At 70.0% G+C, this 20,946-nt stretch carries 14 protein-coding genes; 10 read left to right on the top strand and 4 right to left on the bottom strand.

Translation table 11 applies throughout. From position 1 onward, the window contains the following. The first annotated feature begins 200 nt into the window (after positions 1–200). The 5 genes from lpdA (at position 201) to lipB (ending at position 7,543) form a co-directional block, all read left to right on the top strand. The gene (gene lpdA, locus FL311_RS15740; protein ID WP_141325962.1) at positions 201–1,598 is read left to right on the top strand and encodes a dihydrolipoyl dehydrogenase; all 1,398 of its coding nucleotides are present in this window, start codon (positions 201–203) and stop codon (positions 1,596–1,598) included. Between the two features lie 308 nt (positions 1,599–1,906). Then, entirely contained in the window at positions 1,907–2,836 is a 930-nt protein-coding gene (lipA, locus tag FL311_RS15735; RefSeq protein ID WP_141325961.1) for a lipoyl synthase, read from the top strand. Between the two features lie 54 nt (positions 2,837–2,890). Further along, positions 2,891–4,141, top strand: a complete 1,251-nt coding sequence (locus FL311_RS15730) for a dihydrolipoamide acetyltransferase family protein (protein ID WP_141325960.1) — start codon at positions 2,891–2,893, stop codon at positions 4,139–4,141. Between the two features lie 1,252 nt (positions 4,142–5,393). After that, a complete protein-coding gene (locus FL311_RS44075; RefSeq protein WP_194869216.1) occupies positions 5,394–6,458 on the top strand; it encodes a ClpX C4-type zinc finger protein in 1,065 nt (354 codons plus the stop codon). After that, positions 6,455–7,543, top strand: coding sequence for a lipoyl(octanoyl) transferase LipB (lipB, locus tag FL311_RS15720; RefSeq protein ID WP_141325958.1), 1,089 nt, complete (start codon positions 6,455–6,457; stop codon positions 7,541–7,543). The genes FL311_RS44075 and lipB overlap by 4 nt, the downstream gene beginning before the upstream one ends. A gap of 1 nt (position 7,544) precedes the next feature. Here the strand turns inward: lipB and FL311_RS15715 are convergent, their stop codons facing one another. The 3 genes from FL311_RS15715 to glp form a co-directional block, all read right to left on the bottom strand. Further along, positions 7,545–8,381: an MBL fold metallo-hydrolase gene (locus FL311_RS15715; RefSeq protein WP_141325963.1), complete on the bottom strand. Its 837-nt coding sequence runs from the start codon at positions 8,379–8,381 to the stop codon at positions 7,545–7,547. A 49-nt stretch (positions 8,382–8,430) separates the two neighbouring features. Continuing rightward, positions 8,431–9,105 carry a GTP cyclohydrolase II gene (gene ribA / locus FL311_RS15710; protein WP_141325957.1) on the bottom strand — a complete coding sequence of 225 codons (675 nt, stop codon included), beginning with the start codon at positions 9,103–9,105 and terminating at the stop codon, positions 8,431–8,433. A 125-nt stretch (positions 9,106–9,230) separates the two neighbouring features. Further along, positions 9,231–10,463 carry a gephyrin-like molybdotransferase Glp gene (glp, locus tag FL311_RS15705; protein ID WP_141325956.1) on the bottom strand — a complete coding sequence of 411 codons (1,233 nt, stop codon included), beginning with the start codon at positions 10,461–10,463 and terminating at the stop codon, positions 9,231–9,233. Positions 10,464–10,638: 175 nt separating this feature from the next. On the opposite strand from glp, the gene FL311_RS15700 reads away from it, so the two are divergent. The 5 genes from FL311_RS15700 (at position 10,639) to FL311_RS46285 (ending at position 20,600) form a co-directional block, all read left to right on the top strand. Further along, on the top strand, positions 10,639–12,063 hold the full coding sequence (locus tag FL311_RS15700) for a protease inhibitor I42 family protein (RefSeq protein ID WP_141325955.1): 1,425 nt from the start codon (positions 10,639–10,641) through the stop codon (positions 12,061–12,063). Positions 12,064–12,171: 108 nt separating this feature from the next. Beyond that, a complete protein-coding gene (gene rnr, locus FL311_RS15695) occupies positions 12,172–15,810 on the top strand; it encodes a ribonuclease R (protein ID WP_141325954.1) in 3,639 nt (1,212 codons plus the stop codon). Between the two features lie 221 nt (positions 15,811–16,031). After that, entirely contained in the window at positions 16,032–16,859 is an 828-nt protein-coding gene (locus FL311_RS15690) for a hypothetical protein (protein WP_194869215.1), read from the top strand. A 273-nt stretch (positions 16,860–17,132) separates the two neighbouring features. After that, positions 17,133–17,897 (top strand): hypothetical protein, encoded by a 765-nt coding sequence (locus tag FL311_RS15685; protein WP_223747640.1) that lies wholly within the window; start codon positions 17,133–17,135, stop codon positions 17,895–17,897. A 291-nt stretch (positions 17,898–18,188) separates the two neighbouring features. Beyond that, positions 18,189–20,600, top strand: a complete 2,412-nt coding sequence (locus FL311_RS46285) for a serine/threonine-protein kinase (RefSeq protein WP_141325952.1) — start codon at positions 18,189–18,191, stop codon at positions 20,598–20,600. A gap of 22 nt (positions 20,601–20,622) precedes the next feature. On the opposite strand, the gene FL311_RS15675 is transcribed toward FL311_RS46285, so the two are convergent. Beyond that, positions 20,623–20,943 carry an SBBP repeat-containing protein gene (locus tag FL311_RS15675; protein WP_141325951.1) on the bottom strand — a complete coding sequence of 107 codons (321 nt, stop codon included), beginning with the start codon at positions 20,941–20,943 and terminating at the stop codon, positions 20,623–20,625. Between the last annotated feature and the right edge of the window lie 3 nt (positions 20,944–20,946).

Here is a 20,946-nt window from a genome sequence, read left to right as displayed (position 1 = left end):
GGGGGACGCTCGGGCGGGGCAGCGCTCGTCACATCCTGGTGCGTCACGCACCACAGACGGCCGAAGGCGATGAGCGCCACGAGCATCAGGAGGAGGGTTCTGAGCGGGAAACGGCGCACGAGCAATCTCCTTGATTCCAACCGGGAGCGGGGGTTATCAGCCCCACCGGGTTCCATCCGCAAATAATGACGGAGGCGTGCGTGGCTGAGACGTTCGACGTGGTGATCATCGGTTCGGGCCCTGGCGGCTACGTGGGCGCCATCCGCGCGGGGCAACTCGGGCTGAAGACGGCCATCATCGAGAAGGACAAGCGTCTGGGTGGCACGTGCCTCCACCGCGGGTGCATCCCCACCAAGTCCCTGCTGTGGACGGCGGAGCTGTTCCACCACGTCAAGGAGGCCGGGGACTTCGGCATCGACCTGTCGAGCCCGACGGTCAACTGGCCGAACGCGATGAAGCACAAGGACAAGGTCGTCACCAAGGGTGCCAACGGCATCGACTTCTTGATGAAGAAGAACAAGGTGACGGTCATCAAGGGCCACGGCCGCATCGCGGGCAAGGGCAAGGTGGAGGTCACCGCCGCCGACGGCACCAAGCAGGTGCTGGACGCCAAGAACGTCATCATCGCGACGGGCTCGGTCCCCAAGTCCCTGCCGAACGTGCCGGTGGACCACAAGCGCGTGCTCAACAGCGACTCCATCCTGCAGCTCGAGCGCATCCCCAAGAGCATCATCGTCCTGGGCGCGGGCGCGGTCGGCTGTGAGTTCGCGTCCATCTTCAACCACGTGGGCAGCAAGACGGCCATCGTGGAGTACCTGCCGGCGCTCTTGCCCATCGAGGACGCGGACATCTCCAAGGAGCTGGAGAAGATCTTCCGCCGCCGCGGCATCGACGTGCACACGGGCTCCGCGGTGGAGAAGGTGGAGCACACGGCGGACGGCGTGCGCGTCACGATGAAGGTCGGCAACGAGACCAAGACGCTGGAGGCGGAGATCCTCCTGTCGGCCGTGGGCCGCTCGCCGGTGACGGACGACGTGGGCCTGGACAAGACGTCCATCAAGACCGACCGCGGCTACATCAAGGTCGACTCGATGCTGCGCACCAGCGAGCCCAACGTCTACGCGGTGGGCGACGTCATCCCCACCCCGATGCTGGCCCACATGGCCAGCGCCGAGTGCGTGGTCGCGGTGGAGCACATCGCGGGCAAGAACCCGCAGCCCATCAACTACGACCTCACCCCGTCCGCCACGTACTGCTACCCCGAGGTCGCCTCGGTGGGCCTGACGGAGAAGAAGGCCAAGGAGCGCGGCTACGACGTCAAGATCGGCAACGCCCCGTTCGGCGCGGTGACGAAGTCCGCCATCACCAACGAGTCCACGGGCCTCATCAAGATCGTCTCCGACAAGAAGTACGACGAGGTGCTGGGCATCCACATCATCGGTCCCCACGCCACGGAGCTGCTGGCCGAGGCCTGCGTCGCGCTGAAGCTGGAGATCACCACCGAGGAGCTGGCGGGCACCATCCACGCCCACCCGACGCTCTCGGAGATCGTCCACGAGGGCGCCGAGGCCACGCTGGGTCACCCGCGCCACTTCTAGTCGGCGAGGGTGGAGGAAGGGCGCCCCTCACGGGTGCCCGCTGGGGCCGTCCCGGAGCGCGAGCTTCGAGGGCGGCCTCGTGCGTTCCAGGCAGGTGGGGACGACTCGCCAGGAGGGCCAGCGGCGGGGCGGACGTGCCGCTGGAGGGCCGGGCTGGGGGCTCGGGCTCGCCGACAGGGGCTGCCCGGCCGGGGCGCGGGCATTAGTAGGGAGACGACGTGCGCGAAGGCCCTGCGGGTGCTGACGCCTCGCGTTAGAGGCTTCCCGCTTGAACGTCTTCCGCCCAAACCATAGAAGGCCCGCGACCCATGGCGACTCCCGACCGGTTCCCTCTCCCCCAGGTGACAGAGACGACCCGCAAGCCGGACTGGCTGAAGGTCCGCCTGCCTCACGGCGAGGGGTACGAGCGGGTCAAGGCCATCGTGAAGCGCACGAAGCTGGCCACCGTGTGCGAAGAGGCCCGCTGCCCGAACATCGCCGAGTGCTGGGGCGGTGGCACGGCCACGGTGATGCTGATGGGCGAGGTCTGCACGCGCGCGTGCCGCTTCTGCCACGTGAAGGTGGGCGCTCCGCCGCCGTTGGATCCGATGGAGCCCATCCACCTGGCCCAGGCCGTCAAGGAGATGGACCTGGAGTACATCGTCGTCACGTCGGTGAACCGGGATGACCGGCCCGACGGTGGCGCCAGCCACTTCGCCTCCGCGATTCGCGAGCTGCGCCGCGAGAGCCCGCGCACCATCGTCGAGGTGCTCATCCCCGACTTCAAGGGCGTGGAGAAGGACCTGGCCACGGTGGCCGAGGCCCGGCCGCACGTCGTCGCGCACAACGTGGAGACCGTGGAGCGGCTGACGCCGACGGTGAGAGACCGGCGCGCGAAGTACGCCCAGTCGCTGCGCGTGCTCGAGTACTTGAAGCACCGTCCCGAGGGCCTCTACACCAAGACGTCGGTCATGGTGGGCCTGGGCGAGACGGACGCCGAGCTGGAGCAGACCTTCAAGGATTTGCGCGGCGTGGGCGTGGACGTGCTCACGCTGGGACAGTACCTGCAGCCCTCGCAGTACCACCTGCGCGTGGAGCGCTTCGTCACTCCGGCGCAGTTCGAGTCGTACAAGAAGCTGGCCGAGTCCTACGGTTTCCTCTACGTGGCCTCGGGTCCGCTGGTTCGCTCCAGCTATCGCGCCGCCGAGTTCTTCATGAAGGGCCTGATGGAGCGCGAGCGCCTGGAGCGACTCGGCTGAGCGGGCCCGATTCGAGCCTTGACGCAACCCCCGTTCCTCTCGGAAAGACACCCCATGGCAACCTTCGAATTCAAGCTCCCCGACCTCGGTGAAGGCGTGATGGAGGGCGAGCTGGTCAAGTGGCACGTCAAGGCCGGCGACGTCGTCAAGGAAGACCAGGTGCTCGCCGAGGTGATGACGGACAAGGCCACCGTCACCGTCCCCAGCCCGAAGGCCGGCCGCGTCATCCAGACGCACGGCAAGGAAGGGGACATCGCGAAGGTGCACCACCCGCTGGTGACGATGGAGATCGAAGGCGCCGCGCCGGTCCAGGCCGCGGGCCACGGGGCTCCCGCTCCGGCGGCCTCGACGGCGGCGGCCCCCGCGCAGGCGGCTGCCGCGGCGCCCGCGCAGGCGACGAAGGTGCTGGCCACGCCGGTGACGCGCCGGATGGCGCGTGAGCACGGGCTGGACCTGACGACCATCTCCGGCAGTGGTCCGCAGGGGCGGGTGACGAAGGCGGACGTGGTGGCGGCGCTGGAGGGCGGCGGCGAGCAGAAGAACGTGGTGGCGCCGGCCCAGGCGCGTCCCGCGGCGCCCTCCGTGTCGACGGGTCGCTCGGACGAGCGCGTGCCGCTGCGAGGCCTGCGCAAGAAGATCGCCGAGAAGATGGTGCGCTCGAAGTTCACGATGCCGCACTTCGCCTTCGTGGAGGAAGTGGACGCGACGGAGCTGGTGGCGCTGCGTGCGCGGCTCAACGCGCAGCTGGCGGCGGTGGGCGACAACACGAAGATCAACTACCTGCCGTTCATCATCAAGGCGACCATCGCCGCGCTGAAGCGCTTCCCGCACCTGAACGCCAACTTCGACGAGGCGGCGCAGGAGCTGGTGGTGCGCGGCGAGTACAACATCGGCATGGCGGTGGCGACGCCGGACGGCCTGACGGTGGCGGTGGTGAAGGACGCGGACCGGCTGACGCTGGCCGAGCTGGCGCGCGAGACGTCGCGGCTGGGCGTGGCGGCGCGTGAGCGCAAGCTGAAGATGGAGGAGCTGACGGGCGGCACCTTCACCATCACCTCGCTGGGGCAGACGGGCGGCCTGTTCGCCACGCCCATCATCAACCACCCCGAGGTGGGCATCATGGGCGTGCACAAGCTCAAGAAGCGCCCGGCCGTGGTGAAGGACCAGGTCGTGGTCCGCGACATGATGAACCTGTCGCTGTCGTGCGACCACCGCGTCATCGACGGCTCGGTGGCCGCGGACTTCGTGTACGAAGTCATCAAGTACCTCGAGAAGCCGGACATGCTGTTCCTGGCGATGACCTGAGGTTCCTGGAGGCGGGCCCGGTGAGCGGAGGCTCCCGGGCCTCGTGTCCACGGTAGGGCGTCCCGTGGGGTTGCCAGGGGACGGACCGCCCGCTCGACGGAGGTCGGGCGGTGGTCCTCCAAGACGGTTAGGCTCTGTCGGTATGGCCGAGAACCCTCGCGAGCTGATCCGCGCCGCGCAGTCCGCCGAGCTGAGCGGTGACGCGCCTCGTGCGGTGGAGCTGTTGTTCCAGGCCGCGACGCTCTTCCAGCGCGCGGGGAACGCACCTCGGGCGCTCCAGTTGCTGCGCCATGCACGCCGACTGGATGAGCGACGCGCGGATATCGCCGACGAGGTGGCGCGGCTCGAGCGGATGTCGGCGCTGGACGCTGACGAGACTGCCCAACCTGCGACTGAGATGATGGGAGGCGAGGAGGGGGGCTCGTCGTCGGAGCTGGCGCTGAGACAGCGCCTCATCGAAGCCGCGCTGCGCGAAGAGGAAGAGCCTCGGCTTGGGGGAGCACATGCCGAAGTCACCGCGTGGGTGTTGGACACGGAGGTGAGTGAAGACCTGCAGCGCCTGGAGGCCGAGCTGTCGCGTGGGCGCGATTCGTTCGAAGCCGAGAGGCCGCGAGATGGCGCGCTCTCTTCGAAGGACGAAAGTGGAGTGGGCTCTCCGGAGCGGGCTGGACTTTCATCGCGAGCGCGGCGCATCGACGTGCACAACACCGTGAGCGCTGGCGTGAGGCATGGCGAGACCTCACACGTGACAGCCCGAGCGTCGCCAGACTCACGAGTAGACGACGCCGGGGGCAGGTTAGCTTCCGCCCAAGCCGGATCCGCTCCACAAGTCCGGAGCATGGCTGGGGCCGACAGCGTGAGCCGCGGCTCGCCACGTGGCGATGCGTCGAGCGTGGCAGCCGGGGCGTCGCGAGCAGGGGCTGAAAGGGATGGGGCTGGATCGTCGCCGTGGGACTGGGAGCTGGACGCTGACGACAGCGAGCGTTCTGGCGAGGCGTCGAGCGTGACCGCCGGAGCGTCGCCAGACTTCCGATTCATGGCCCGGAGCGCAGGTGCGCGAAGCCGTGCACGAAGCTTCGGTGGAGCGCGATTCACGGGGGGCGCTGGCTCTGACGAGGCGTCCTGGAGTCCAGGGCTGCTCGATGAGTGGGATGGCCCGGCCGGAGCCGATGACACGTCGGGCGCGGTGGGGGCGAGAGGCGCATCCGAGGTCGAGGATGAGACCTGGCTTCTGGGGGACCAGAGCGAGTTCGTGAGCGCCGAGGCGAGCCAGCTCCACCTCTTGGGGGTGACGGAGTCGCGTTCGTCCGGAGCGCCGCTGCGCGGGCCGTCTGACGAATTCGAAGGCGGTGAGGATGCAGTCGCGCGCGAGCCTCACGACGTGGAGGACACGCCGCCCCAGCGTCGACGCAAGCCGCGCATCATCGAGCGCGGCCCCACCCGCGCGGACGTGACGCTGGACGCGTGGTGCTCGTTCTGTTGCCGACCTCGCGCTGAGATTGGCGAGCTCGTCGCGGGACCGGCGGGCGCGTTCATCTGCAAGGCCTGTCTCACGGCCTCATCAGCCCTGTTCGGTGACTCGGTGAGCCCGGTGTCGCTCCCGGCCCGTCCTCACGTCGAGACGCCGACTCCGAGCGCGCCGGACTTCATCGGGCAGCCGGAGGCGCGGAGCGCGCTCATCGATGCACTCCGTACGGGCGTCCGCTGCGTGCTGCTCATCGGTGCGGAGGGCTGTGGGAAGAGCACCTTGCTCCAGATGCTCCAGCGAGAAGGGCAGGGCGCGCTCACCACGGTCGACGCGCTGACAGGGACGCCCTCCTCGACATCGCTGTTCATCGAGGACGTGGACCAACTGAGCACCGAACATCAGCGCGCACTCAGCGCCTTCCTGGGGCGGGCCTCGAGGCCCACGGTGGTGCTCAGCGCGCGGGGCAGGACACCCACGTCGAGCAAGCTCGCGCTGCGTGGAAATGGCCTCCGCCTCAACATCCCCACCACGGACGCACTCTCGCGTGCCGTGCGCGGCACCGTCACAGTGAGCATCCTGGAGCACGTCCAGCGCCTTGTGTCCCTGCGTCCGCCCACGTCCGCCGAATACAGGGACATGGCCCGGGCCCATCTCGCCGCGCGCGAGCACACGACGACGGTGTCAGACAAGGCCCTCTCCGTGCTCGTGGCGGAAGCCGCGCGTTCCCCGCGCGCGGGCCATGAGCTCCAGGCGCTCCTCCAGCGCATCCCCCCAGGCACCTGGGACCTCGACAAAGTCACGAAGCCAGCCCCTGCCCGCAAGGGGCGGCGCAAGAAGGGAACGTCGTGAACACCATCACCGTCTACCGGCTCGGTCGGGTGGAATACGAGGACGGCCTCGAGCTCATGCGCCTGTTCGGCGACGCGCGTCGCGAGGGGCTCTGCTCGGACGCACTGCTCCTGCTGGAACACCCGCCCGTGCTGACCCTCGGCCGAGGCGCGAAGCGCGAGAACATCACCGCGTCCGACGCGAGCCTCTCCGCCGAGGGCGTGCAGGTCTTCGAGACCAACCGCGGCGGTGACGTCACCTACCACGGCCCCGGGCAGATCGTCGGCTACCCCATCTTCCTGCTCCCCGAGTCGCGCCGTGACGTCCGTCGCTACGTGCGCGACGTGGAGCGCTCCATCATGCAGGTGCTATCCGAGTGGGGCATCACCGCGGGCCCCATCCCCAAGTGGCCGGGCGTGTGGATTGGCGAGGAGGGCGCCCCGGACGCGCGGAAGATCGCCGCCATCGGCGTCCACATCTCCCGCTGGCTCACCACGCACGGCTTCGCGCTCAACGTGAACACGAAGATGGAGCACTTCCGCTTCATCGTCCCGTGCGGCATCCGCGAGGCCGGCGTCACGTCCATGCAGCGCGAGCGCGGCAACGCCATCCCCGTGCCCGACGTCGAAGAGGCCCTGGCGCGCAGCTTCTGCGCCGTGTTCGACAGCGAGCGCGTCGATGCGCCGCCGCCCATGTCCACCGTCTGCGTCGCCGTGGTGCGCGGACACGGCCCCGAGGCCCGCGTCCTGCTCGTGCGCCGCCGCCCCGAGCGCGGAGGCTTCTGGCAGATCCTCACGGGCCGCGTGGAGCCCGGTGAATCACCCGCCCAGGCCGCCGCCCGCGAGCTCGAGGAGGAGACCGGACTGCGCCTCACTGCCGAGGACCTCCACTACCAGCACGCCTTCGCCATCGGCGAGACGCTGCCCCCCGTGCTCGCGCGGGAGAACGGCTTCGCCGTCCAGGCCCCTCCGGACGCGGAGGTCCGCCTGGGCCCGGAGCACGACACCTTCGAGTGGGTGGACGTGCCCACCGCCCTGGAGCGCCTGCCCTTCGTGGGGCTGCGCGAGACGGTGAAGCGCGCGTTGGCCCGCCAGCGCGGCGCCTGAGCTACAGCGTGAGGACCATCGCCTCCTTGGCGGCGATGGCCTCCGGGCGGTGCTTGCGCACCTGACGCAGCAGCTTGTCCATCGCCACGTCGTCGCGCGACGGGTCGTGATGGAAGAGCACCAGCGTCTTGACCTCGGCCGCGTCCGCGGCGGCCACGGCGGCCTGCCACGTCGAGTGGCCCCAGCCCGTGCGCGCCGGCCCACAGCGGCCGTGGTACTCGTCCTCCGTGTACATGGAGTCGTAGATGAACAGGTCCGCGCCGCGCGCGAACTCGAACATCGCCGCGTCCAGCTCGCTGCCGTGCTCAACGTCCGTCGCGTACACCACGGACCTGCCGCCACACTCCACGCGGTAGCCCAGGTTGCCACCCGGGTGGTTCAGCTCCAGCCACCGCACCTTCGCGGGGCCCACCCGCAGCGTGTCCCCGGGCGTCAGGTCCCGGTACGTCAGCTTCGCGCGGAACGCGCCCTCGGCCGTCACCGGGAAGTAGGGCTGCACCATCTGCCCGCTGAGCAGCTCGCGCGTGCTGCGCCCGTTGCGCGCGGGACCGTTCACCGTCAGCTCGCTCGTCGGGATGAAGATGGGCGCGAAGAAGGGCAGCCCCTGTAGGTGGTCGTAGTGGTAGTGCGAGATGAAGATGTTGCCGCGCACCGGCGACGTGCCCGACGCCAGCAGCGCGTCACCCAGCGCGCGCGCGCCCGAGCCCAGGTCGAAGATGAGCAGCTCGTCCCCACACCGCACCTCCACGCACGGCGTGTTGCCCCCGTAGCGCTTCGTCTGCGGACCCGGGGCGGGGATGGAACCGCGCACACCCCAGAAGCGCACCTCGAACGGCACGCGCGCCTGATTGCGCACGGCGGTGTTGCGCCGCCGCGCGGGCGTCTTCTCAGCCGGCCTTGGCTTCCGTGTCGTCGTCCTCGGCGAAGAGCTCAATCAGGTGCCCCGTACGCTCGCGCTTCGTCCTCAGGTAGTCGACGTTATGCGGATTGTGCTCGGTCCGGGAAGGGATTCGACGCAGGACCGGAATCCCTTCCTCCACCATCCCGGCGATCTTCAGCGGGTTGTTGGTGATGAGGTCCACCGAGCGTACGTCCAGCGAGCGCAGCATCTCCGCGGCGATGTCGTAGCTGCGCAGGTCGTCCGCGAAGCCCAGCTGCCGGTTCGCCTCGTACGTGTCCAGGCCCTTGGCCTGCAGCGCGTACGCCTTGATCTTGTTCCCCAGGCCGATGCCCCGGCCCTCCTGTCGCAGATAGAGCACCACGCCCAGGCCCTGCTGGGTGATGAAGTCCAGCGCCCGGTCCAGCTGCTCGCGGCAGTCGCACTTGAGGCTCCCGAAGACCTCGCTCGTCAGGCACTCGGAGTGGATGCGCACCGGCACCCCCTCCACGCCCGACACACTCCCCGCCACGAGCGCCACGTGCTCGCGGCCGTTGCGCTTGTCCCGGAAGACGATGGTCCTCAGCGGTCCACGCCCAGTGGGGACGTCCGCCTCCGAGAAGCGCTCCAGATGCTGGGTGGGCTTTCGGGTCGGAAGGACCTGGGGTGAGCGAGTATCCGACATGGTGTTCTGTTCTCCGGCTGCGAGGCTCCCTGTTTGGTGCCCCACGGAACGCAAGTCAAGGCGGACTCACCAACGGAGTCCACCCGGAATCGCGGAAAGGATGCGTGAAGGACGCCTTCGGTTTCTCAAGCCCCCCAGGAGACCGGTAGCAACTCCACACCGTCCCCATGAGCCAAGCTGCTGGCCTCCCGGGGGAAGTGCAGCAGGTGCGTCGCGGAGGCCGCGGAGCGCAGCGCTCCGGACGTCTGGGTGGACAACGGCCGTGCCCACAAGCTTCCTTCCCGCCAGGTGGCCGTCACCCGGACGAAATGCGCCAGCCCCGGGCTCTTGGACAGGCGGCCGTCCAACCGCCCGGACACCCGGATGGGGGCCACGTCCGAGTGCCCCAGCAGGCGGCGCAGCGCGGGCCGGACGAACAGCTCGAACGTCACCAGGGACGAGGTGGGGTTGCCGGGCAGGCCGAAGAACAGCGTGCTGCCGCGCTTGCCCACCACCAGCGGCTTGCCGGGCTTGATGGCCACGCGCCACAGGTGCTGCTCCACGCCCAGGGCCGCCAGGACCTCCTTGACGTAGTCCCGCTCGCCCACGGACACGCCCGCGCTGGTGAGCACCACGTCGAAGCCGTGGGCGCGCGACAGGGACTCGCTCACCGAGTCCCGCGTGTCCTGCGCGATGCCCAGCAGGGACGGCCGCCCGCCCGCGCGGCGCACCGCCAGCGCCAGGGACGGGGCGTTGGTGTCGACGATGCGGCCCTTGGGGGGCTCGTCGGCCCGGCACAGCTCGTCCCCGGTGGAGAGGATGGCCACCCGGGGCGCGCGGGGGACGGGGATGGACAGCTGACCCTGGCCCCACAGCAGCCCCAGCTCGGGGATGCCCAGGGGCGTGCCCCGGGCCAGCAGCAGGCCCCCCTCGTGGGCGTCCTCGCCCCGGGGCCGCACGAACTGGCCGGACTCCACCGCCTCCAGGATGTCCACCTGATCCGCGCCGCCGTTGGGGACGGGGCGGGCGCGCTCGCGCATCACCACCGCGTCCGCGCCGTCCGGCAGGGGCGCGCCGGTCATGATCCGCACGCAGGTGCCCGGGCGGACCTCGTGCCGGGGCGTGGCGCCCGCGTAGACCGTCTCCAACACGGGCAGTCTCACCGGCAACGGCCCCATGAGGTCGGAGGCGCGCACCGCGTAGCCGTCCATGGCCGAGTTGTCCCAGGGGGGCAGGGTGCGCTGGGCCATCACGTCCTCCGCCAGCGTCCGGCCCAGGCCCTCGTCCAGGGACACCCACTCCGTGGCCAAGGGGGGGACCAGGGCCAGCACCCGGGCCCGGGCCTCGTCCTCCGGCAGCAGGGTCGCGGCGTCGTTCATGCGCGTGTTCTCCAGGGCTGTTCGCACCCAAAGTCCGAGAGAAAATCAAGTGTTAGTTTGACAGCCCTGCTGATCATCGTTACAAGCTCCAATCATCGCGAAGCCTGCCAGTCCTCCTGGGGGTGGCTTGGCAACCCGTTGAAAGTACACGGGAACTCTCAAGGAGACAGCGTCGATGGCCAAGCCCAAGTCCGGGGCCAAGAAGGCGACTCCCGCTGGAAAGACTGGCGCGAAGCCCGCCGCGAAGAAGGATAAATCCGCCCGGCTGGATCTGATCAAGAACGCGTCCAAGCGCGTCGCCACCTCGACGACGAAGGCGGTCAAGGCCGTCGCGGAGACGGTGGCCAAGGGCGCGAAGTCCGCGGCGAAGAAGGTGGCCGCGGAGGTCGCCCCCGAGAAGGGCAAGGCCGCCGAGAAGGCGGAGAAGGTCAACAAGCCCGAGAAGGTCGCCGCGACGAAGAAGTCCGCCGCCAAGCCCGCGCCCGCCGCCAAGTCCGCCACGACCAAGGCTCCGGCCGCCCCCGCGGCGAAGGCGCCCGCTGGCAAGGCCGCCGGTGGCAAGGCGGCCTCCAAGGCCTCCGCGCCCGTCATCCCCGCGGTGGAGAAGCCCCGTCCGCGGGCCACCAAGCTGCCGCCCCCGGGCGAGCCGCTCACCAAGCGCGAGATGGAGCAGCTGCTCACCGCCGGCGAGGGCCGCGGCGTGACGGGCGAGGGCAGCCTCAAGGGCCGCCTGGTCGTCCTCAACGAGATGCCCAACCTGGTGGTGGTGGGACGCGACAAGCGAGAGCTCACCTTCCTGCTCCAGGGGCCGGACCAGGAGGTCCTGCCGGCGTACGTGAACCACAAGGTCTCCGTCAGCGGGTTGATCCGCAAGACGACCAATCACGGCGGCGTGGTGGACGTGCGCAAGTACTCCGCCAAGAAGCCGGAGGCCGAGGTGGTGGAGGCGCCCCCGGCGGACACCGAGCCCCGGCTGCGCTACCTGTCGCCTGGCGAGGTCTCCATGGTGACGGCGGCCGGCATGGGCGCGGGCATCAAGGGCTTCGCGGCGGTGCGCGGCAACCTCGAGATGACGGGCGAGGAGTTCGTGCTCGTCGTGTCCAACGGCGGCACCCGTCAGCAGGTCTCGTTCCTCATCGAGGGCAAGGCCGCGGTGAAGGGGCTGCGCAAGTTCGTGGGCCACACGCTGCAGGTCATGGGCGTGGTGGACAAGACGTCCGGTTGGGGCGGCCGCATCGGCGCGGAGAACGTGGAGCCCCGTCCGTCCGAGGCGCGCGCGGTCTCTCGCGACGAGATGGAGCTGGTCCACATCGAGGGCGAGGTGCCCACGAGCGTGGACGTGAAGCTCAACCACGGCCTCACCGTGCGCCTGCCCGAGCAGCCGGGCTTCACCTGGGCCATCGAGCCCACCGCCGCCAAGCGCGTGGGTCTGCGCGAGGCCAACTTCGAGCCGGGCCTCAATGGGGGCCCGGCCACCCGAGAGTTCTTCTTCACCCCCCGCAACCCGGGGACATCCGAGGTGGAGTTCTTCCTGGCCAAGGCGCTCGCGCCGGGCCTGGTGGACCGCTCCTTCAAGATCAACGTCACGGTCAAGCCCTGAACGTCGCTTCCCGGAGGAGGACTCCGGGAAGCAGTCGGTCGCCGGGGGGTTCCCGCCCGGCCGCTTCGGGCTTACCCGTTCCCGTAGCGGCCGAGCCGCGACCCCACCGTGAGCATTCCTCCCGACCTTCTCCAGCAGATTCTCTCCGACGCAGACCACCCGCTGGGCATCAAGGAGCTCCTGCGACTCGCGGGCCTGCATCCTGGCCAGCAGACCGAGCTCAAGCGCGCCCTGCGCGAGCTGGTCCGTCAAGGCGCCATCGTCAAGGAGGGCAAGCGCTTCCTGCGCCCCGGCCCCCGTCGTGACGAGTCCATGCGGCCTCCTCCCGCGCTCCATGAGCAGGCGCGTCCGGAGGCGCCTCGCTTCGGCAAGGCCCACTCGAACGACTCCCGCGCCCGGTTCCAGGGGCCTGGAGTGCGCGGCCAGGGGGGCGGCCGTTTCCAGGACCGTGGTGCTCCGTCACGCGGCGCCCGCGACGCCGGACGCCATGGCGGTGGCCGGCGCGACGACTGGCGTGAGCGCTCCGGTCAGCGAGGCCGGCGGGAGCGCCGCTTCGGCGAGGTGCTCGACACGGTGGAGGGCATCCTCCACGTGCATCAGAACGGCTTCGGCTTCGTGCACCCGGTGTCGGGCGAGGGCGAGAACATCTTCCTGCCGCCGGGCGAGGCGCAGCGCGCGCTCGACAACGACCGGGTGGTGGTGGAGGTGGCGGGGCGGCCCGGACGTTACGAGGGGCGACTGGTGCAGGTGGTGGACCGACGCCGCGAGCTGGCGGTGGGCGTCTACACCGCGCACGGGCGCCACGCGCTGGTGCTGCCGACGGACACGAGCCTGCCGGGGCCCATCCGCGTGCCCTTCACCCAGATGGCCCAGGAGGGCGACCTGGTGAAGGTGCGCCTGGGCGTGGGCGCGAACCTGTTGGACCCGGGGCGCGGGCTGATCGGCGAGGTGGCCGGCTCGCTCGGCAAGCCCGGCACGCCGAGCTCCGAGGTGATCGGCATCGCCTACTCGCAGGGCTTCTCGGACGAGTTCCCGCCGGAGGTCATGGACGAGGCGGACCGCTACGCCGTCACGGTGTCCGAGGACGAGGCGCGCGGCGAGCAGCGCCGCGACCTGCGCGCGATGGCGCTGGTCACCATCGACGGCGAGGACGCGCGCGACTTCGACGACGCGGTGTACGTGGAGGAGCAGCCGGGGGGGTGGCGGCTGGTGGTGGCCATCGCGGACGTGACGCACTACGTGCGCGAGCGCAGCGCGCTGGACGCGGAGGCGCTCCGGCGCGCGACGTCCGTGTACCTGCCGGACCGGGTGCTGCCGATGCTCCCGGAGCGGCTGAGCAACGGCATCTGCTCGCTGCGTCCGGACGAGGACCGGCTGTGCATGGTGGCGGACCTGACGTTCGACACCCAGGGCCAGCGGCGCTCGTCCGCGCTGTACCCGGCGGTGATGCGCAGCCAGGCGCGGTGCACGTACAACGAGGTGCAGGACGTCCTCGATGGCAAGGACGTGCCGCACCGCAACGCCTTCAAGCCGCACTTCGAGCGGATGATGTCGCTGGCGCGGGCGCTGATGAAGATGCGCAAGGAGCGCGGCGCCATCGACTTCGACCTGCCCGAGCACAAGGTGGTGGTGGGCAAGGACGGCCTGCCCGAGCGCATGGACAAGCGCGAGCGCAAGGACAGCCACCGGCTCATCGAGGAGTGCATGCTCGCCGCGAACGAGGCCGTGGCGCGCTTCTTCCAGGACGAGGGCCTGCCCACGGTGTACCGGTTCCACGGCGAGCCGGACGAGGAGAAGCTGGCGGCCTTCGCGGCGCTGGCGCAGGCGTATGGCTTCAAGCTGCGCTTCGAGGACGGGGTGTCGTCGAAGGAGCTGGACGCGTTCATCAGCCAGCTGGCGGGTCACCCGGAGCAGCGGGCGCTGAACCAGCTGCTGCTGCGCTCGATGATGCAGGCCGTGTACACGTCCTCGAAGGTGGGGCACTACGGGCTCGCGGCCGAGCACTACCTGCACTTCACCTCGCCCATCCGTCGCTACCCGGACCTGTTGGTGCACCGGCTGCTCAAGGCCCACTGGGCGAGGGCAGGCCGCAAGCCGTCGCAGGCCATGCTCGAGCGCGAGGAGGAGAAGCTCGAGGACATGGCGATGCAGTGCTCGGACCGGGAGCGCGCGGCCATGCAGGTGGAGCGCGAGGTGGTGTCGTTCTACGCGGCCCTGATGATGAAGGACCGCGTCGGCGAGGAGTTCGCGGCCACCATCGCGGCCATCACCGACTTCGGCTTCTTCGTCGAGCTGGACGAGGTGCACGTCGAAGGCCTGGTGAAGGCGGAGACGCTGGGGCCGGGCTCGAAGCTGGACAAGCAGACGCACGCGCTGGTGTACCCGAACGGGCGCCGCGTCCGCGTGGGCCAGAAGCTGCGCGTGCGGCTGCTGTCGGCGAACCCGACGGCGCGGAAGATCGACTTCGAGGCGCTCCAGTTCGACGGCGAGGCGCCGCTGGCGCGTCGTGAAGGAGGAGCGTTCTCGCACCGTCGGCCCGAGCGCCGCGAGCAGGTCGCGCATGGCAAGCACCGGGCCGACCGGCCGGGACGCTGGGAGCGCGAGGAGAAGAAGCAGGGCTCCGCCCGAGGCTGGGCCGCGCGCGAGGAGCCCGCGAGTCCCCGCGGTCGGTTCGTGAGGGAAGGGCGCCGCGAGGAGCCCGCGCGGGGCGAGGAGAAGTTCAAGCAGCCCTGGCGCGACGAGTCGGCGAACAAGCCCCGCGAAGGTCGTCCCGAGCGGGAGGGCCATGGTGAGAAGCGTCGGGTCTTCGTGCGCCCCGAGCAGCAGGGCGCCGAGGCGCGAGGTGAGCAGTCCGTGGAGCAGGAGTCCTTCGCCGTGAAGACGTGGGAGGCCCCCTCCGCTCCCGAGGCGACGGGCGGCTCGCCGCATCCCGGATTCGACCGGCTCCGCGCCCTGGCCGCGCAGGGGCAGCGGGGTGGCGGTACCAGTGGTGCCAAGGGCGGGCGTCCGCACGCGCCGAAGAAGCACGGTCACGGCGGGAAGCCCGCCTCGAAGGACGCGCGCTTCCACCACCGGCCGACGCCGAAGTTCGAGCCGCCGAAGCCTCGCGAGGAGACGGATGCCGCGTTCTTGCCCGAGAACTGGCAGCCCTCCGTTCCCGCCGAGCCTCCCGCGAAGCCGCCGGTGGCCCGTGAGTCGCGCGACGTGACGACGCACGTGGAGCCGTCGGCTCGTGCGACGCCAGAGGTGGTGTTGACCGCGGAGCCCGTGGTGACGACCGCTCCAGAAGCGGTCTCCCGCCCGGTGACGCCGCCTGCTTCGCGGGTCCGTCCGGCGGACGTGATGGACGCGGAGGTCGTGGGAGAGGCTCCCGCGAAGAGGCGCTCCCCGCGTGCGAAGCCGAAGCGCGAGTCCTCCGCCCCGAGCACGCGGAAGACAGCCACCAGTCCCGCGGCCACGAAGAAGTCCGCGAAGAAGCCCGTGGCCGCGAAGAAGGCGCCCAAGGCGAAGGTGGCCAAGGCCACGACGCCCAAGTCGAAGCCCGCGAAGGTCAAGGTCATCGCGCCCAAGTCGAAGCCCGCGAAGGCCAAGGTCACGACGCCCAAGTCGAAGCCGGCGAAGTCCAAGGCCGTGCCCGCGAAGTCCAAGTCGGCGCGGACTCCGACGAAGGCCGCCGCGAAGAGGGGCAAGCAGGCCGCGTCCGCGAGCAAGCCTCGCGGCACGGGCAAGGCTCGAACGAAGCGCTGAGCACGAGCCGGGCCGCGCGAGCGACAGTCGCTCGCCGCGCGGTGTGGGGCAGGTGGGCCACACGATGGGGGGTGGTCCCCCCTGAATCCACGCGGATACAACAGTGACGGCGACACCTGCTCCCCGGTGACTCCGTGCGAGCGCCCCATGGCATGTCACTTGCCTTGGGGACGCGAACACACGACGCGTGTGCGCACAGTCATCTTGTCGAGGAGTGGAGCATGCGAGCCGTCCGGCCGGGCCGACGTTCGTCACCTTGGATTCTCTTCCTCGCGCTCGGTGTCGCGAGTGTGCTCTCAGCCTGCTCCTCGGATGACCCGGTCGAGGGGAGCCCCAAGCCCGACGCGGGCACGCGCGCTGACGGCGGCACGGGCTCCGACGCGGGAGGCAACCCCGACGCGGGTTCGTCCGGCTCCGACGGTGGCGCGTCCACGCCGGATGGTGGACCACGCCCGCTGCCTCCGTTCACCTGGGGAAGCGGGCCGGAGACGGGCTCCATCTCGGGGGACGTGTGGACGCCGGGGCGTGACTCGACGGGGCTGGTGAACGAGGCCTCCTGGGCGCTGGTGCCCAAGGGCCGCTGGATTGAAGTCGCGGGGACGCCGCTCACCACGCTCGACGCGGAGGTCAAGGGCGCGCTCCCAGGCTTCAGCGACCTGGGCTCGCAGGGCATCGCCGGTGTCATCAACGCGTACTCCGGCATCGCGCTGGATGCGCCGAGGGCGCGGTGGTGGGCCTTCGGCGGTGGCCACGCCGACAGCTCCAACAACGGCCTCTACCGCTTCGACATGGCGCGGATGCGCTGGAGCATCGAGCAGCTGCCGGACCACTCCGCGAACTGGACGAAGGTCCCCTGGGGGAACACGTACAGCGGCTATCCCCCCGCGGAGGCGTACGCCAAGGCGCATCCGGACAGCGACGTCTACGTGGAACGACATTCCACTGCAGAGCGACCTCGTGCGGGCGCGCTGCTATACCGAATACTTCGAGGGCATGATCTTCGCCCACGTGCCGCCGCTCAATCGCTACATCGCCGCGTTCCGGTATGATCGCGGCGGGGACGACTCCTGCGAGTCTTCAGGCTGCCCTGAGCGGATTGCCTTCACGCTCAGCGCGAGAGTGATGTGATTTTGAGCAAGAAGGCCCTGCCTTTGCTAGCGGGGCCGTTTTGTTTTCACAGGCACATGAAAAAAAGTCCTGGATCTGCGTAGCCCGTAGAGAGCGGAGGTCCAGTGAGAGCAGCCCTTTCCGCATGTATCGTCCTTGCAACAAATCATGAATATGCGGGATCAATCGACCCCCGCATGATAGGAAGCGCGCCCATGCGCACTTCCCTTCGGCTGTCTTCCCTCGTCCTTGCGTCGTCCTTCATCGTTGGTTGCCTCGGTCCCGAGGCGGAGCCGACGCCCGAGCCCGTCCAGGCCACCCAGGAGCAGGAGGCCACGGACCCCAACTTCCGCGTCTACAACATCGTCGAGGCCGTGCTGCCCGCCGGCAACTATGACGGCGTCGCGGGCAACGAGTGTGTTGCCCTCCTGAACCCCGAGCACCGCCTGCGCAAGGTCATCCTGGTGGCGCCCGCCGCCGCCAACGGCAGCTGCGCGCTGAGCGGGTACACGGCCGGCTCCGCCCTGAGCTTCACGTGGGGCGACACGTCCGTCTACCAGGGCTCCGCCGGCATCGCCTCCATCCGCGCCGCGCTGTCCGACTCGAACGGCGCCGTGCACCGCGTCGTCGGCTCCATCACCAACGAGGCCGCGGCCCTGGCCAGCCTCAACGCGTTCCTCGCGCAGCCCACCGCGACGCAGGGCGCCCAGCTGGGTGGCTTCACCGCCGTCCGGGTCCACTCCATCTATGACTTCGAGGGCCAGGAGCAGGTCAATGCCGAGGCCGCGTACCAGTCCGTCCGCGTCACCCAGCCCTGCGAGAACCCTGGCTCCCCTGAGCTCGTGGCGCGCGTGAACAACGGCTTCGTCTACGGCTACTCCGCCAGCAACACGGGCAGCTGCCACAGCGGCTGGTTCACCGTGACCCGCCGCTACAACCGCAACTGGCAGCTCGTCTACAACTACTCCTACTCGGAGTGATTCGCCGCGCCGCTCGGGCGCTCCCGTGAGGGCTCGAGCGACGCGTGGTTCCGCCGGTGCCCGCCATCCTGGGCGGGCGCCGGTGTGATGCGGTCGGACGCCCTCCATTGACTGCCATTGCGCCGCGCCGGGCGCGATGTGTGCCGTTGGGGGTGTCTGTCGTGCGGGTGGGCGTGGGTGCCACACCTGGGATTGCCGCCATCCCCCTACCCAGACGCCCCGCAAACAGACATCGTGTGGCCCGCGAAGTGCCACTTCGATGCGCCTCGAGCGTCCAGGACGGGTTGCCCGATGACCCAGGAGCCGCAGCAGAGCCTCGGACGTTATGAGCTCCTCGCCCAGCTCGGCAGGGGAGGCATGGCGGAGACGTGGCGCGCGCGGCTGGTGGGCGCCGCCGGAGTCACCAAGCCCGTCCTCATCAAGAAGGTGCTCCCGGAGCACGCGAACGACGAGGCCTTCATCGCGATGTTCATCAGCGAGGCGCGCATCTCCGCCACGCTGTCCCACGGGAACATCGCGCAGGTCTTCGACTTCGGTCGGATGGATGGCCAGTACTTCCTGGCCATGGAGCTGGTGGATGGCCAGCCGCTGCATCGCGTGTTGAGGCGCGCGGCGAAGACGGGCCTCGCGTCGATGCCCATCCCGCTGGCCACGTACATCGCGATGGAGATGTGCCGCGGGCTGCACTACGCGCACTCGCGCACGGACGACCAGGGCGTGCCCCTGCACATCGTCCACCGCGACATCTCCCCCGACAACGTCCTCATCAGCTACGAGGGACAGGTCAAGATCGTCGACTTCGGCATCGCCAAGGCGCGCATGCTGCGCAGCTTCCACACCGAGCCGGGCATCGTCCGGGGGAAGTACCTCTACTTCTCACCCGAGCAGGCCCGGGGCCAGGAGGTGGATGCGCGCACGGATGTCTGGGCCACGGGCCTGGTGCTGTACGAGATGCTCTGCGGTCAGGCTCCGGTCTCCGGCTCGGAGGCCCTGGTCATGTCGAAGCTGGCGCACGGCGAGTTCCCCTCGCCGCGAGAGGTGCGCAAGGAGCTGCCGAACGCGCTGAATGAGATTGTCATGCGGGCGCTGTCCGTGGACACCCGGTTTCGCTACGAGTCGGCGAACGCCTTCGGTGACGCGCTGGCCGGATTCCTCCATTCCTTCGCGCCCCGCTTCGGGATGTCCAACCTGGCGTACCTGGTCCGCGAGCTGTTCCGGGAGGACCTGCTGCAGCAGGGAAGGGACCTCGCGGTGCCGGCCTCGTTCGTCGAGGAGCTGAGCGCGTGGCGAGGCACCGAGCACGCTCCGACGCGCGCGCCCACGAAGTCGACCCGCGTTCTCCAGGACGTCGTGCCCACGACGCCGCTGCCCGGGAGAGGCCAGGCCAACCCCGAGCCGCCTCCGTCCGCTCCCCAGGAGCCGCCGAGCCGATCCTGGCGCTGGGGGCTCCTCGCCGCCGGAGGACTGGTGGCGATGCTCGCGCTGGCCCTCCTGCCCTGGGTGCTCGATGACGGGCCTCCACCCGCGCCGCCCCCGCCACCGGGGCCCCTGGCGCCCTTGGGAGAAGAGGGCCCCGAGGTCCTCGCCGGGAGCGGAGCTGTGCCGGAGGCCTCGGGCTCGACCTCCGAGGTCCAGTCCGCCACCGTGGTGGAGGCCGAGTCCGTCGCGGACCATCCCGACGCGACCTCCATCCGCCTGGACTCCCGTCGGCATGTCTTCCGCGTGCCGGCGGACATGGTGGCCTTCTTCCACCTGGACGTGTCCGCCACGTACTCCCTCTGGGAGCCGGGCTTCTCGAGCAGGGAGGCCCCGCGCGCCGTCCTGGAGCCGGGGCTGTATGCCGCGCAGCCCATCTTCTATCTGCTCGCCGGCGACGCGGTCCCCGTCGCCCTGCGCCAGGGCGTCGTTCCTCGACGTCCCGTGGCGCTCCAGGGCATCCGGTCCATCTCCCTGTTCACGCTCGGAGAGCCCATCAAGGAAGACCTCCGCCAGCAGAACGTGTCCCTGCGCGAGCCTCGCGAGCGCTCCGAGCGGCGCTTCGTCTTCCATCCGGAGCCCATGCGCGTGTCCACCGACCCGGGCTTCCTGCTCCGGGGGCTGGATGTCCGGCAGACGTACACCGTGTCCCTGGCGCCGGTGGGGGAGGGCGTCTTCCCGCGAGGCCGCGCGATGGGGCCCGCGAACCACGCCGCCTGCGTCGAGTGGTCTCCGAGCAGCGCCCCGCCGAAGTTGGATCGGTATGGCGACACCGTCCGGATGCAGCCCGTGCGCTTCTTCCTGTCGGGGACGCGCGAGGTGAAGGTCCGAGGCATCCAGGGGCTGCGCTGCGGTCTGCTCGACGACGATGTCTCGGACAACGAAGGTGAGGTCGAGGTGCGGGTGAGCTCGGCGGATGCGCGACGGCCCAGGAGCCCGAGCCCCGTGTCCTCGACTCCCGACGACGAGGCGGCCCGGTTGTACTCCGAGGCCCAGCGGCTGTCGCGCGCGGGGAAGACCCATGATGCCTTCCTGCTCGCCGAGGACTGTCTCTCCAACGTGCCGGAGCAGGCGGGCTGTCTGCTCCTCTCCGGCGCCATGCAGGCACGGCTCAACCGGATGGAGGGCGCCCGCGAGCGTTATCGGACGTTCGTGAAGCGCTATCCCGCCCACCCCGAGGCCGCCCGGGTGCGCCGACTCCTCGAGGACTATTCCAGGACGCGCTGAGTCTTCTTCAGGTGAGCTGTCTTCAGGAGTCGCCCGCGGTGGTGTTCGCCGCGGGCGACGTTTCTTCAGGGGGAGCCGGGGGGGCCTGACACACGCGCTTCGTGTTACGCCCGGAGGGCTGCGTCAGGCCCACCAGGAAGGCATTGTCATGGGCATCCACCGCCACGCCGTAGCCCTCAGTCTGGGCATTCGCGACGCCAATCTGTCGCGTCCAGCCGTGGACGCCGGTGTATCGATAGCGCATCAGGAACGCGCTCGACCCTGGAGTGGACGGGTTGCCGTCCAGTGAGCCCGAGGTCCAGCCCGCGACGTAGCGCTCCTCGAAGCTGCGGTTGCGCGCCACGCC

It is taken from the genome of Myxococcus sp. AB025B (genome assembly GCF_006518215.1).
In the GTDB taxonomy this organism is placed as follows: Bacteria; Myxococcota; Myxococcia; order Myxococcales; family Myxococcaceae; genus Myxococcus; species Myxococcus fulvus.
The sequence above is the reverse complement of the archived record's forward strand: the minus strand, read 5'-3'. Positions and strand labels throughout refer to the sequence as shown.

Excerpts from the sequence above, each read along its gene's own strand:
- FL311_RS15685 (WP_223747640.1), top strand. The coding sequence starts at position 17,133 with ATGCGCACTTCCCTTCGGCTGTCTTCCCTCGTCCTTGCGTCGTCCTTC.
- FL311_RS15690 (WP_194869215.1), top strand. The coding sequence starts at position 16,032 with ATGCGAGCCGTCCGGCCGGGCCGACGTTCGTCACCTTGGATTCTCTTC.
- FL311_RS46285 (WP_141325952.1), top strand. The coding sequence starts at position 18,189 with ATGACCCAGGAGCCGCAGCAGAGCCTCGGACGTTATGAGCTCCTCGCC.
- lipA (WP_141325961.1), top strand. The coding sequence starts at position 1,907 with ATGGCGACTCCCGACCGGTTCCCTCTCCCCCAGGTGACAGAGACGACC.
- FL311_RS15700 (WP_141325955.1), top strand. The coding sequence starts at position 10,639 with ATGGCCAAGCCCAAGTCCGGGGCCAAGAAGGCGACTCCCGCTGGAAAG.
- ribA (WP_141325957.1), bottom strand. The coding sequence starts at position 9,105 with ATGTCGGATACTCGCTCACCCCAGGTCCTTCCGACCCGAAAGCCCACC.
- FL311_RS15730 (WP_141325960.1), top strand. The coding sequence starts at position 2,891 with ATGGCAACCTTCGAATTCAAGCTCCCCGACCTCGGTGAAGGCGTGATG.
- glp (WP_141325956.1), bottom strand. The coding sequence starts at position 10,463 with ATGAACGACGCCGCGACCCTGCTGCCGGAGGACGAGGCCCGGGCCCGG.